This is a genomic window from Martelella sp. UBA3392, assembly GCF_002358775.1.
Classification (GTDB): domain Bacteria; phylum Pseudomonadota; class Alphaproteobacteria; order Rhizobiales; family Rhizobiaceae; genus Martelella; species Martelella mediterranea.
The window spans coordinates 10787-23133 of sequence record NZ_DEPM01000020.1 but is presented as its reverse complement, the minus strand read 5'-3'; the positions used below and the strand labels follow the sequence as shown (position 1 = coordinate 23133).

Sequence of the window (12347 nt, the reverse complement as noted above, 5' to 3'; positions counted from 1 at the left end):
GCTGGCGCTGGCCGCCGGAAAGCTCGCTCGGCTTGCGGTCCAGATAGTCGATGAGGTTGAGCGCCTCGGCGGCTTTCAGCACCTTCTCCTCGGCGACGGCCTTGTCGATCTTGGCCATGCGCAGCGGAAACATCATGTTCTCGGCAACCGTCAGATGCGGATAGAGCGCATAGGACTGGAACACCATCGCAAGACCGCGGTCGCCGGGGGGAAGGGCCGAGATATCCTTGCCGGAGATGCGGATCGCGCCGCCGGACAGATCCTCCAGCCCGGCGATCATGCGCAGCAGCGTCGATTTCCCGCAGCCCGAAGGCCCGACGAAGACGACGAACTCACCGTCCTCGATCTCAAGATCGATCTGCGGGATCACCTCGACCTTGCCGAAGCGCTTGGCGACTTTCTCAAGGGCTATGCTACCCATTTTACACTCCTTCCCGTATCGGCGGCCGGTTGGCCAGGGCCTGTCGGAACCCTTGGGTTTTTCTGTCGCTCTGGATGCGCCATTCGAGGATCTTCATGGTCAGCGACCGGCGAATTTCGGCATATCCGGGATCATCCCAGAGATTGACGGTCTCGCGCGGGTCGGTCTGAAGATCGAAGAGCTGCCCTTCCTCGCTGTCGACGAAATGGACGAGCTTGTATCGCTCGGTCCGCACCATCGTCATGAAATCGGTATCGCGGAGGATCGCGTCGTTGGCGTGTTCGGCAAAGACGCAGTCGCGCGCCTCGCCCTGTCCCGTCATCAGCGGATTGAGCGAGCGCGCCTCCATCCAGCCCGGCGGCGTGACGCCCGCCCATTCGAGGATCGTCGGCCCCCAGTCGAACAGCGAAACGAGTGCGTCGCAGCGCCTTTGCGCAATGCCCTTGCCCCAGACCAGCGCCGGAACATGGACGCTCTGCTCGTACATGTTCCACTTCTGCGAATGGCCATGATCGTTGAGGCAGTCGCCGTGGTCGGAGGTGAAGACGATGATGGTGTTGTCGAGAACGCCGCGCTTTTCCAGCGCCGCAAACAGCTTGCCGAGCTGGGCATCGATCATCGAGACATTGGCATAATAGTGCGCGCGCTGCCTGCGCATCTGGTCGGCCGTGGGATTTTCAAGGTGGACGATGCCGTCATGATCCTGGGCGTAGTGCCCCTCGCGCAGCTTGCGGATCGGCCCGGGCTGGGTGTCGAAATCATAGTCGCGGATCGGTTCCGGCAGATCGTTGCGGCCTTCATAGAGGTCGAGAAAGTCCTGCGTCGGATCATAGGGCGGATGCGGGCCGGGAATGCCGATCTGCAGGAAGAAGGGTTCGTTGCCCGGATAGCGGTCGAGCCACATCTGCGCCAGTTCCGGCACGAAATTGTCGGCGTGCAGGTCCTCCGGCGCGTCCCAGACATAGCATCCCAGCCGTTCCTTGTAGTCGGCAAGGCGGCGCTGGGTGATCCGGGTCGGCTTTTCGATGCCGCGCGTCCAGAAGGCCTTGTCCCAGTTGTCGAGATAGAAGGGCAGATCGGGGTGGGCCCGGTCCTTGTTTTCGACGACGTGCCGCTCGTGGAAGCCGAACGCGCCCTCAACGGGCCAGGTGTGCATTTTTCCGGTGTTGACGCAGCGATAGCCGGCCTGTTTCAGGAGATCGACCCAGCACCACGACCAGGGTTCGTCATTGCGGTAGACCCCGTTGGTGTGCGGGAAGGTTCCCGAAAACAGCGAGGCGCGCGACGGGCTGCACGATGGCGAGGTGACATACATCCGGTCGAAACTGGCGCCCTCTTCGACCATGCGATCGAGGTTCGGCGTGTGCATATAGGGAAAGCCGAGCGCATTGACGGTGTCGTAGCGCTGCTGGTCCGTGATGATGAAGACGATATTCGGACGTTGCTGCATGCGCTTTGCCTAGCCTTTCACTGCTCCGCCCAGCGACTGGACGATGTATTTGTTTGCGATGATGATGATCGGGACGACCGGCAGCGTCAGCGCGATGGACGCGACGGCGATCGCACCCCAGTCGACGCTGGCGTATGAGACGAAGTTCATCACCGCGACCGGCGCCGTCATCGTGTCAGTGCGGGTGATGATGAGCGCGAAGAAGAAGTCGTTCCAGGCCAGCAGGAAGCTGAGAACGGCAGCGGCCACCAGACCGGGGCGGGCCGCCGGGATCGCCACCTTCAGGAGCACGTTCCACATCGATGCGCCGTCCATCAGCCCGGCTTCGACAAGCTCGTCCGGGATCTGGTTGAACGAGCTCCACATCGACCACACCACGAAGGGAAGGGTGAGCGAGGTATAGGCGAAGATCAGGCCGGGATAGGTGTCGATCATGCCGGTCTTGATGTAGATGAGGAACAGCGGGATCACGAAGCCCACCGGCGGCGCCATGCGCAGCAGCAGAAGAAGCCAGGATGCCAGGAACTTGTTGGCCGCCTTGCGCTTCGACAGCGAAAACGCGCCGGGCACGCCGAGGATCAGGGCGAGCGCCGTCGAACAGCCGGCGGTGATGAAACTGTTGACCAGCGCCTTGGGAAAATCCGACCGGGTGATCGAATAGATGTTGTCGAGCGTCAGCGCCAGCGGCGAGCGCCAGATCGGTTCGAACAATTGCTGGGCCGGCCGCAAGGCAAGGATAATGACCCAGATGACCGGCAACAGCGCAAACAGCAGGAAGGCGAGCATCATGGCGATGCCAAGGCCGCGCTTGACCCGGTAGTTGACGGTTGTATCACGCATTGGAATACCTCGCGTTGAAGCGGGCGATATAGAAGCTCACAATGGCCGCGAACACGAACAGGACGACGGCAATAGACGCACCGTAGCCGACATTCGAATTCTGGAAGGTCTGGACATAGGCGTAGTAGTTGGTCGCCTGCGTGGCCCGGCCCGGCCCGCCATTGGTCATGACGAAGATCAGCGGAAAATGCTTCAGCGTTTCGATGAAGCGGAACAGCGCGACCATCAGCAGCGTCGGGTAGAGCAGGGGCAGGGTGATCAGGAAGAACGTCTTGACACGACTTGCGCCATCCAGAGCCGCCGCCTCGTCGAGGTCGGGCGAAATGCCCTGAAGCGCTGCCAGCACGATCAGCATGACGAACGGATAGGTCGCCCATGTATCGGCGATCACGATTGCCGCGATCGCGCCGCTCTGGGTGGTCAGCATCGCCGGCACGGTGATCCCGAATATGTCGAAGAAGGCGTTGATCGGCGACAGCGTCGGCGTGAACAGCGACAGCCAGATCAGCGCCACGGCGACATGCGGCACGGCGAAGGGAATGACGAAGATGCCGCGCGCCGCCTTCCAGCGGCTGACGATCTTGTCGAGGCCAACGGCGACCGCGGTACCGAGGACGACCTGCGCAAGCACGCCGAAACCCGAAAGGGCCGCCATGATATAGACGGAGGCGATAAACCGGTGATCATCGAGAAGGCGCAGGAAATTGGCGATCCCGATCTCTCCGTTCCAGCCCCGGATCAGATTATAATTCGTCAGCGACAGGGCGAACATGCCGGCAAGAGGCGCGATCGCGAAAATTCCGACCGCGATGGAAGCCGGCAGCATCATGGCTCTGTAGCCGCGATTCATCGAGGCCGAGGCGCGCGCTGGCGTCATGGATCAACTCCGGTTTCGTGAAGGGATGTATCCGCCGGAGGGCCGGCGGATACGCTGGGGAAACGATCAGTTGTCGAGGATGGCTTCCATCTCGTCCTGAGCGGCCGCAAGGGCTTCCTCGGGCGTCATCAGGCCATTGACCGCGGCGTTGATGTTTTCGCCAACGGCTGCGCCGATTTCCGGCCAGGTCGGGATCAGCGGGCGATAGTTTCCGACGGCAAGGTTCAGCGCTTCGACGCGCAGGTCGAGGAAGTTGTCCTGGATGCCGGCATATTTAGCCTTCACATCGGGGTTCTGCGCCACCGATGCCCGGGTGAAATCGGGATAGGCCTCATTGATCGCGAGCTTGGTCAGGGTTTCGGTGCTTGTCGCCCATTCGATGAACTTGCGGGCAGCCTCGCTGTGTTCGGCGCCGGCGGGAATGCCAAGACCGTGCACGGCGATCGCGGGCGAACGGCCGGCCGGGCCGCCGGGCGGGAGCGCCAGCACGAACTCATCGGCAAACTTGCTCTTTTCCGGATCGACGGCCTGGCTGACGATCGAGGTGCCGTCCACGGTCATCGCGGCCTGTCCGGACTGGAGTGCAGCAACCACTTCCGGGAAGTTGAAATTGCCGATGCCTTCCGGCCCGTACTCATTCATCAGCTTGATGTAGGCATTCAGGGCTTCAAGGTTTTCGGGTGAATCCAGCGCAGGAGTCAGATCGTCGGGATAGTTTTCGAAGAACTTGCCGCCATAGGCGCGCATGATCATCGGGAAGACGAACATGTTGAAGCCCTGTCCGGGCGCGACGCGCATGGCGATGGCGGCGGTGTCGTCGGAATCAATGGCGGCGGCGACGTTCAGCATCTCTTCCCAGGTCTCGGGCGGATTGACGCCTGCGGCCTCGAGAATGTCGCGGCGATACGCCATCAGGCCCGTCTCGGCGAAGAACGGTACGGCCCAGTATTGACCGTCGACCAGATAGGAATTGAGGGGGCCGGCGAGAATGTCGTCACGATCCTCGATATTTTCGACCAGATCGGTAATCGGCTGAAGCCATCCGGCCTCCACCCAGCGCTGGACCTGGATGACGGGCGTGTGGACCACATCGATATCGCGCGCGCCGCCCGCAAAGGACAGGGTGATCCGGTTTTCGAACACGTTCTGGCCAACAACATCGATATTGGCCTTGATGCCCGTTTCAGCCTCAAAGTCGCCTGCAAGCTTCTGCAAGCCCTGCGTAGACGGCATCGAGAACAGCAGAACATTCACTTCCTGCTCCTGGGCACTTGCCTGCCCGCCCATGAGCGCGGTGGTGCACAGCAGCGCCGCGACACCTGAAATCATTGTCTTGAATTGCATCGTTTCCTCCTCCTTTTTGAGAACAATTCGCCCGTGCCGCCTGCCGGCTATTGCACGAGCCTGAACTTGGCCGCGGCCTCGTTTGCGCGGCGTTCGTTCGCCAGAAATTCCGTAAGACGATCTCTCTCCTCGAGAAGCGCCTCCCGGTTGCGCGTGGCAATCGCGCCCTCGCCCGTTCCGGGGGGCGCGTTGTCGGCAATCGACAGCAGGTGCAGAAAGGCGTTGTCCGGGCCTTGAACCATCGTCGCGAAGCGGCGGATGCCGATATGGTTTGCAACCGCATCACAGGCGAAATCGCTGCCGCGGGTCGCCGCTATGCGGCTTCGAACTTCGTCTTCGGCGAGCCACTTGATTTCGCGACCGCTGGCGCAGCCGGTATCGAAGAAGCCGATCAGGTCGAAATTGCGCTCGAGGTCGTCCGGCTCAAGCGTGGACAGATAGAGCCGCGACAGCGCATCGAATTCCAGCAGGCTTCGCCGGAAACCGCCGCGCGCCAGGATCGTCACGTTCGGATCGGGATGGGGCGTGCGGGAATGCCAGAGCAGTTCGTGTCCGACGACCACCACGATCTCCGCGGCGCCGCCGGTCTTTTCCGTGAGCGCCCTGGATGCACGGTCCAGTTCGGCGAGATAGGCCGACGACATCGCGATGGTGCGCTCCAGCGTGAAGTTCTTGACCAGATATTTCTCCGAGGTCCTGAACAGGTAACCGCGATCCGACAGGATTTTCACGATCCGGTTGAGGGTCGCGGGCGAAACACCCAGATCGCGTGCGATATCGACCTGTTTCACCGGCTTCGACCCCGCCGAAGCCAGGTATTCAAGCACCTCGAGTATGCGATCGGTGGGACCCATTGGACGGTTCAAATCTCACTGAAAATTTCATTATTGAAATTAACAATTATCATAAATAAAATTTCACGCAAGGGGCGGCGTGCTCAAAACGCTGTCGCAGAGAAAAGCAAGGCCTGGGTGATGTTGATATTGACGATTGCCCGGCATGACGCGCCGTCGATCCGGGATATCGTTTTCAAGCGCACCAGCGGATCGCCGCTGTCATCGCCTCAGACAAGACAGTCTGATCTACCGCGCCGCGAACACGCGTCCGATCGTGTTCAGCAGGATCTGGGCGGCGAGGCTGATCGCCTTCATCAAAAAATGAACTCTATGCTTTTTGACACGTCGAAATCGGGCTGGGCCTTGCTTTTGTCAAATTTATATGTAGTATGCTAACTAATAGCTACCTAACATATAGTGTTCTATCGACATGTCCCAGACATCGACCGAGTTGCAGATCGCCTTTATCGAGGCGCTTGGCGTCACCAGCCGCAAGATGCGCACGCTTTACAATGCGCGGGTTGCGGAACTGGGGCTGACCTTTTCGCGCGCCCGCGTGCTGACGCTGCTTGCGAAAACCGAGAGCTGCAATCAGAGCGCGCTTGCCTGCGAACTGGAGCTGGAGAAGCCGACCCTGGTGCGCATGCTCGACAGGATGGCGGAGCTCGATCTGATCGAGCGGGTGCCCGACCCGGATGACCGCAGGGTCAACCTGGTGCGCCTGCGCCCGCACGGAAAGGCGATGGCGGAAAGGCTTCTTGCCGAACGCGCCGGTTTTATCGGCACCTTCTTCGTTCCGGAAGACGAAGAGGCGCTGAAGGAGGCGACCAGCCTACTGCACGCGATCGTCGGCCGTATCGAGCGCATGGAGCGCGAGCCATGAGCGCCGTCCAGAGCGCCGAACTGCGCGACGAGCCGGAAGAGAAGGCCGCCGAAACGCCGGACGAACAACCGGCTAACCCGCCGCCGCTTTATCCGGGCGCGCCGCCGATGCAGCCGCCGAAACCGCTGCCGCAATTACTGCTCTACATGTTTGCCGCAACCGTTGTTGGCCTGACCCAGGCCCTTGGCATGTCGTTCATCACCGTGACGATCCAGCAGATCGCCGGCCCGCTGAAAGCCACGACGGCGGAGGCGACATGGCTGCTTGCCGCCTATCTGGTGCCCAATGCCAGCCTGACGCTGATGCTGTTCAAGATGCGCCAGCAATTCGGGATTCGTCGCTTCGCCGAATATTCGATCGTTCTCTATGTGCTGATCAGTCTCTGCCATCTGTGGACCGACAGTTATCAGTCCGCGATCATCGTGCGTTTCTTTGCCGGCGTCGCCGCCGCGCCGATGTCGTCGATCGCGATCCTCTACATGCTCGAGGGCCTGCCGCGCGAGAAGAAGTTCTCGATCGGCATCTGCGCCGCGATGACGGTGATTTCGCTTGGCACGCCGCTTGCCGGGCTGATGGCGCCGGTGCTTCTGGACCACGGCGGCTGGCAGCGGCTTTATATCTGCGAGATCGGGCTCGCCCTGATTTCGCTCGCCCTGATCTACAAGCTGCCGCTGGTGTCAGGCGAACGGGTCAAGGTGATCAGCCGCAACGACCTGATCGCCTTCAGCTTCCTGTTCGTCGGCATGGGCGCGCTCACCGTCGCGCTGACGGTCGGGAGGATCTACTGGTGGACGGAAAAGCCCTGGATCGGCTGGCTGATGATCCTCGGCGTCGCGTGCCTGACGATCATGGTGCTGATGGAGACGCACCGGGAGAACCCGCTGCTCGACATCAGATGGATCACCTCCGCCGAGATCATCCATTTCACCGGCGCGCTGCTGATCTTCCGCATCATCCTGTCGGAACAGTCGAGTGGCGCGCGGGCGTTTTTCATGATGCTCGGGCTCGGCAATGAGCAGCTACGCGGGCTCTATATCGTCATCCTGCTGGCAACGATCGCGGCCGGCGCGACCTGCGCGATGCTGCTGAAGCCCGGACGGGTTGCCGCCATGCATGGCTTCGCGCTGGTGCTGCTGATTATCGGGACCTGGCTCGACAGCCATTCCACCAGCCTTACCCGTCCCTCGCAGATGTATCTGAGCCAGACCCTGATCGCCTTCGCGGCGGGCCTCTATCTGCCGCCCGCCATGCTGGTCGGCATCATGGCTGCGTTGAAACGCGGACCCAACTATCTCCTGAGCTTCATTATTGTGTTTCTCACCACCCAGCGCATCGGGGGTATCCTCGGCTCCGCCCTGTTCGGAAGCTTCGTCACATGGCGCGAGCAGGTCCATTCCGCAGCACTTGCGCAGGATCTCGCCGCCGGCGATCCGCTCGTCAGCCAGCGCATCGCCCAGCTTGCCGGGGCCTATGGCTCGACCATCGGCGACACGGTGGTGCGAAAGGCCGAAGGCGCCGTTCAGTTTGCAAGCCAGGTGCGCCAGCAGGCCTATGTGCTCGCCTATAACGACGCCTTCCGTTTCCTTTGCCTTCTGGCCTGCGTCGCCCTTGTCGTTCTCATCGTCGATGTCGCCTTCGAGACATGGGAGCACAAGCGCGCCGCCGCCGAAGGCCTCCCCGCCTGACAACCAAAAAGACATTTCAAGATGACACGCATTATCCGCTCATTCGCCACCTATCTGACGCTCGCCATCGGCATCGCCGGGATCGTCGCCCTGTTGTTTGCCTGGAACCTGCCGCCCTTCGATGGCGCGGTGGAGCGCACCGACGACGCCTATGTTCAGGGCAAGGTCACGCTGCTTTCGCCGCAACTCTCCGCCCTTGTGGCCGAAGTGCCCGTGACCGATTTCCAGACGGTCAGGAAGGGCGATCTCCTGGTCCGTCTCGACGACCGCATCTATAGCCAGCAGCTTGCCCAGGCGGAGGCCAGCCTGCGCTCGGCCGAGGCCGCGCTCGATGCCAACGCACAGGCGCAAAAGACCGCGAAGGCCAATATCAGCTCGGCCGAAGCCGGCGTCGAAAGCGCCAAGGCAAGCCTTGAAAACGCACAGTCGCAATGGGAGCGCATGGAGCGTCTGAGCGCCAAGGAGCTTTCGACCGGCAGCGACATGGACAAGGCGCGGGCAACGCTCGATCAGGCGAAAGCCGCTGTCGCGCAGGCCAATGCCAAGGTCGCGGTCGCGAGGGAAGCGCTGCAGACCACGATCGTCAACCGCCGCGCTCTCGAAGCCAGCGTGGCCGCGGCCGAGGCTGCGCGCTCGCTTGCCGAAATCAACCTGGAAAACACGAAGATCACCGCCCCGCGCGACGGCACGCTCGGCCAGGTCAAGGCACGCGAGGGGCAGTATGTCACCGCCGGCGCCCAGCTCGTGGCGCTGGTGCCAGACAGCCGCTGGGTGATCGCGAATTACAAGGAAACCCAGCTCAAGGGATTGAAGCCCGGCCAGAAGGTCACCTTCACCGTCGATGCCCTGAACGGCGAGGCCTTCACCGGCCATATCGAGAGCTTCTCTCCGGCCTCAGGCTCGCAGTTCTCGGTGATCACGCCGGACAATGCCACCGGCAATTTCACCAAGGTCGCCCAGCGCGTCCCCGTCAGGATCGAAATCGATCCGGGCCAGACCGATGCCGACAAGCTCGCCCCCGGCCTTTCGGTCATCGCCCGCGTCGACACCAGCCAGAGCTGATCGCATTTTTGAGGCGCCCCTTTGCCGGGGCGCCTCGAGCTTCAGAAATCGTAGGAGAACCGGAGCATTCCGGAATTGCTGGAGGTGTTCTCCGAGAACGCCCCGTCATACTCGGCGCGCAGATGCATGCCGTTGTTGAGATTGGTCAGCTCCGCGCCGAGGCTCACCCGACCGAACACATCGTCCATCGGCAGGGTGATATCGAAGGTTCCCGCGCCGGCCGGGGCCGCGGTGAAACGGGCCTTGGTGGTCCAGTCGTCAGCCGACGAGAAGGTCACGCCGGCCCGCGCATAACCGCGAAGCTGGTAGGTTTCCGAGAGAGCGAAGCGCGAGCCGACCTCGAACGAGGGCGAGGCCATGATCGCCCACTGGTCGCTGTCTTCCACCGTCTGGTTGAAGACGCCGGCTCCGGTTTCGGTGTAACCGCCGGCATTGGCGTAAATCAGGTCGATATCGACATAGGGCTTGGCGTAGAAATTGTCCTGCGCGAAGGTGTAGGCCATGCGCCCGCGGGCGGCGAAGGTGGTCACGTCGCTGGAGCTGGTCGCCAGGCCGCCCGTCGAACCGAGGATAGACTGGCGGCTGTTGTCGAACGAGCCGTAGCTGCCCGATACCGCGCCGGCAAAAAGCCATGGCCCGGGATTGTATTTCAGGCTTGCGCCGACCGCGAAGGTGTCGCCGTTGACCGAGGTGCGGCCGTCCGCGCCGTTGATGTCGCTGTTCTCGTAAGCCGCCGTCAGCCCCATGAACAGATCATCGGCAATGGCGAACTGTCCGCCAAGGGCATAGCTGTAGGTGGTGTCGTCATAGCCGCTGACGCCGTCGATCGTGCCCTGGTTGAACCGCTGGCCGCCGAACTGCGCCCAGACGCATTCCGTCTGCACGATCATCGCCGTCGGTCCGTCGAAGACCGGGCAGCTCATCAGCCGGTCGAGACGCTGCGCGGCCATCGTCGCGGACTGCGCCGCCGGCACCGCCGGCATCGGCGAGTGGATCGCGTCGATGGCATTGGCAAGTCCGCCGCCGCCGGCCCTGGCGAGTTCGGCAAAGGCTGTGCCGAAGCCTTCACCGCCCGTGTCCCAGACCCGCTGGAAATAGTCGGCGATGCGGGCGCGATTGCCGGTCAGGCCGAAGCGCGAACCGTCGAAGTCGGCATCGACCGACAATGCCAGCGATGAGCCTTCCTCCAGAACCCTGTAGGTAAAGATGTCATGCAGCTTGCCGGTCAGAGTGCCGGTGCGCGCGCCACCCACGGTGAGGAAGGGGAGCTTGCGCGGCAGCAGCGAGATCGGCGCGACGTCGAGCGTGCCCGCCAATGTCGCGTCCTGCTGCAGGATGAGCTGGTCGATCCGGTTGTTCTCGAAATCGGCATCGACGACCAGCGTTCCGCTGTCCGCCTGCCGGAAATTGCCGGTCACGCGGGTCTCGCCGATGCCATTCTCGTCGCCGACGAACAATTGACCGTGGTTGACCACATTGGCCTGCAGCGTCCGCGCGCCCCGGCTGACGCCGAAATTGTTGAACGTGCCGGCATTGTAGGGCACCGCGATGAACGCGGTCGTCGCCAGGCTCTGGGTCGCAAGGTCGTATTCATAACCCGCGCCCGAACCGTTGCCGTCGGCGTTTTCGAGCAGGACATCGCCAGCGACAACGCCGTAATTGTAGATGTCGAGCCTGCTGCCGTCCGCCGACGACCTGTCGCCGACGAAGCGGACCGCCGTGCCGGAATAGGCGCTGACCATGGCGCCGTTATCGACGAGCAGCACATTGTCGCGCCCGCCGCTGACGAAGACGCCGGCGCCCTGGTTTGTGCCGCCGCCGACATTGCCGCCAACCTCGATGCTGATCGTTCCGAGATCGGACGCATCCGTATTGGCAGCCCCCTGGCTCTGCGCGAAAATGCCGATGCCGTTCGAGCCGATCGCGTTGACCTCGCCGCTCTGGACGACGGTGACGTCGCCGCCGTGACCATCGCCGAACAGGCTGGTCGAGCCGGCGAACGCGCCGGAACTGTCGCCGCCGAACCCGCCGCCGCCGCCGATCGACTGCGCGACGATGCCGTAGGCGTCGACGCCCGAGACTTGGATCGTGCCGTCGAACTGGACGCCGACATCGCCGCCGTCGCCGCTGCCGTTGATGCTGTCGAACTTGCGGTCGAGCGAGAGCGTCGACGTCGTCGCATCGCCGGCAATGCCGCCGCCGCCGCCGACCGACTGGGCGAAGAGGCCGTGCGCGCCGCTGCCATGGGTTTCGATAGAACTGCCATTGCCCGAGATCACGGTGACATCGCCGCCATCGCCGCCGGAACCGCCGCGGCCGCCGACGCCGAGCGACAGGATGACATCGGACGCGCCGACCGAGCCCATGCCGCCGCCGCCGCCCACCGACTGGGCGAGCACGCCGAAGGCGCGGCTGCCATTGGTGGTGATGTTGAGGCCGGACTGGATGTTGACGTCGCCGCCATGGGCGCTTCTTCCGCCATTGCCGCCGACCTGCAATTGCAGCGTCGCGTCGCGCAGGCGGTAGGAATCCTGTCCGCTGCCGATCGCCCCAAGCCCGCCGCCGCCGCCGACCGACTGGGCCACCAGGCCCATCGCGTCATTGCCATCGGTCGCGATATTGGCGGTGCCACCCTTCACGGTGACGGTGTCGCCATCCGAGCCTTCACCGCCATCGCCGCCGAAATTGGCGCCGAGCACCATCGCGCCGAAGGGATTGTCGGTCGCATCGCCGCCAACGCCGCCGCCGCCGCCAATCGATTGCAGCAGCACGCCATGCGCCATCACGCCGTTGGTCACGATCGCATTGGCGTTTTCGAAGGTTGCCGTCACCTTGCCGCCGTCGCCGCCGTCGCCGCCCGTGCCGCCGAGCAGGAGGTTGGCCTCGCCGGTCACACGGCCGCCGGGGATGGTCGCCGCCCCGCCGAGGCCGCCGCCGCCGCCGATCGAC

11 protein-coding genes are annotated in these 12347 nt (G+C 63.1%); 4 read left to right on the top strand and 7 right to left on the bottom strand.

The annotated features are described in order from the left end of the window. The 6 genes from B4E36_RS01800 to B4E36_RS01775 all read right to left on the bottom strand — a co-directional run. Window positions 1–421 (bottom strand): ABC transporter ATP-binding protein (locus B4E36_RS01800; RefSeq protein WP_345899910.1); only part of this gene is annotated, 421 nt, incomplete at its 3' end. A 1-nt stretch (window position 422) separates the two neighbouring features. Then, on the bottom strand, window positions 423–1871 hold the full coding sequence (locus tag B4E36_RS01795) for a sulfatase family protein (RefSeq protein ID WP_345899909.1): 1449 nt from the start codon (window positions 1869–1871) through the stop codon (window positions 423–425). A gap of 9 nt (window positions 1872–1880) precedes the next feature. Further along, the gene (locus B4E36_RS01790) at window positions 1881–2711 is read right to left on the bottom strand and encodes a carbohydrate ABC transporter permease (protein WP_292058781.1); all 831 of its coding nucleotides are present in this window, start codon (window positions 2709–2711) and stop codon (window positions 1881–1883) included. Further along, entirely contained in the window at window positions 2704–3588 is an 885-nt protein-coding gene (locus tag B4E36_RS01785) for a carbohydrate ABC transporter permease (RefSeq protein WP_292058779.1), read from the bottom strand. The genes B4E36_RS01790 and B4E36_RS01785 overlap by 8 nt, the downstream gene beginning before the upstream one ends. A 66-nt stretch (window positions 3589–3654) precedes the next feature. Then, a complete protein-coding gene (locus B4E36_RS01780; RefSeq protein WP_292058776.1) occupies window positions 3655–4932 on the bottom strand; it encodes an ABC transporter substrate-binding protein in 1278 nt (425 codons plus the stop codon). A 47-nt stretch (window positions 4933–4979) separates the two neighbouring features. After that, the gene (locus tag B4E36_RS01775) at window positions 4980–5786 is read right to left on the bottom strand and encodes a MarR family transcriptional regulator (protein WP_292058774.1); all 807 of its coding nucleotides are present in this window, start codon (window positions 5784–5786) and stop codon (window positions 4980–4982) included. 33 nt (window positions 5787–5819) lie between these two features. On the opposite strand from B4E36_RS01775, the gene B4E36_RS01770 reads away from it, so the two are divergent. From B4E36_RS01770 to B4E36_RS01755, 4 genes are read left to right on the top strand one after another with little or no spacing between them, the layout of a single operon-like run. After that, entirely contained in the window at window positions 5820–6164 is a 345-nt protein-coding gene (locus tag B4E36_RS01770; protein ID WP_345899908.1) for a hypothetical protein, read from the top strand. A 34-nt stretch (window positions 6165–6198) separates the two neighbouring features. Beyond that, window positions 6199–6651, top strand: coding sequence for a MarR family winged helix-turn-helix transcriptional regulator (locus tag B4E36_RS01765; RefSeq protein ID WP_292058772.1), 453 nt, complete (start codon window positions 6199–6201; stop codon window positions 6649–6651). After that, window positions 6648–8336, top strand: a complete 1689-nt coding sequence (locus tag B4E36_RS01760) for an MFS transporter (protein ID WP_292058771.1) — start codon at window positions 6648–6650, stop codon at window positions 8334–8336. The genes B4E36_RS01765 and B4E36_RS01760 overlap by 4 nt, the downstream gene beginning before the upstream one ends. 21 nt (window positions 8337–8357) lie before the next feature. Next, window positions 8358–9398 (top strand): HlyD family secretion protein, encoded by a 1041-nt coding sequence (locus B4E36_RS01755; protein WP_292058770.1) that lies wholly within the window; start codon window positions 8358–8360, stop codon window positions 9396–9398. 41 nt (window positions 9399–9439) lie between these two features. On the opposite strand, the gene B4E36_RS01750 is transcribed toward B4E36_RS01755, so the two are convergent. Further along, window positions 9440–12347, bottom strand: a 2908-nt coding sequence (locus tag B4E36_RS01750; protein WP_345899907.1) for an autotransporter outer membrane beta-barrel domain-containing protein, incomplete at its 5' end; no start/stop codon positions are given.

What these genes read in the sequence shown, in the direction of transcription:
- B4E36_RS01795 (WP_345899909.1), bottom strand. Translation starts at nt 1,871, where the DNA reads ATGCAGCAACGTCCGAATATCGTCTTCATCATCACGGACCAGCAGCGC.
- B4E36_RS01790 (WP_292058781.1), bottom strand. Translation starts at nt 2,711, where the DNA reads ATGCGTGATACAACCGTCAACTACCGGGTCAAGCGCGGCCTTGGCATC.
- B4E36_RS01785 (WP_292058779.1), bottom strand. Translation starts at nt 3,588, where the DNA reads ATGACGCCAGCGCGCGCCTCGGCCTCGATGAATCGCGGCTACAGAGCC.
- B4E36_RS01780 (WP_292058776.1), bottom strand. Translation starts at nt 4,932, where the DNA reads ATGCAATTCAAGACAATGATTTCAGGTGTCGCGGCGCTGCTGTGCACC.
- B4E36_RS01775 (WP_292058774.1), bottom strand. Translation starts at nt 5,786, where the DNA reads ATGGGTCCCACCGATCGCATACTCGAGGTGCTTGAATACCTGGCTTCG.
- B4E36_RS01765 (WP_292058772.1), top strand. Translation starts at nt 6,199, where the DNA reads ATGTCCCAGACATCGACCGAGTTGCAGATCGCCTTTATCGAGGCGCTT.
- B4E36_RS01760 (WP_292058771.1), top strand. Translation starts at nt 6,648, where the DNA reads ATGAGCGCCGTCCAGAGCGCCGAACTGCGCGACGAGCCGGAAGAGAAG.
- B4E36_RS01755 (WP_292058770.1), top strand. Translation starts at nt 8,358, where the DNA reads ATGACACGCATTATCCGCTCATTCGCCACCTATCTGACGCTCGCCATC.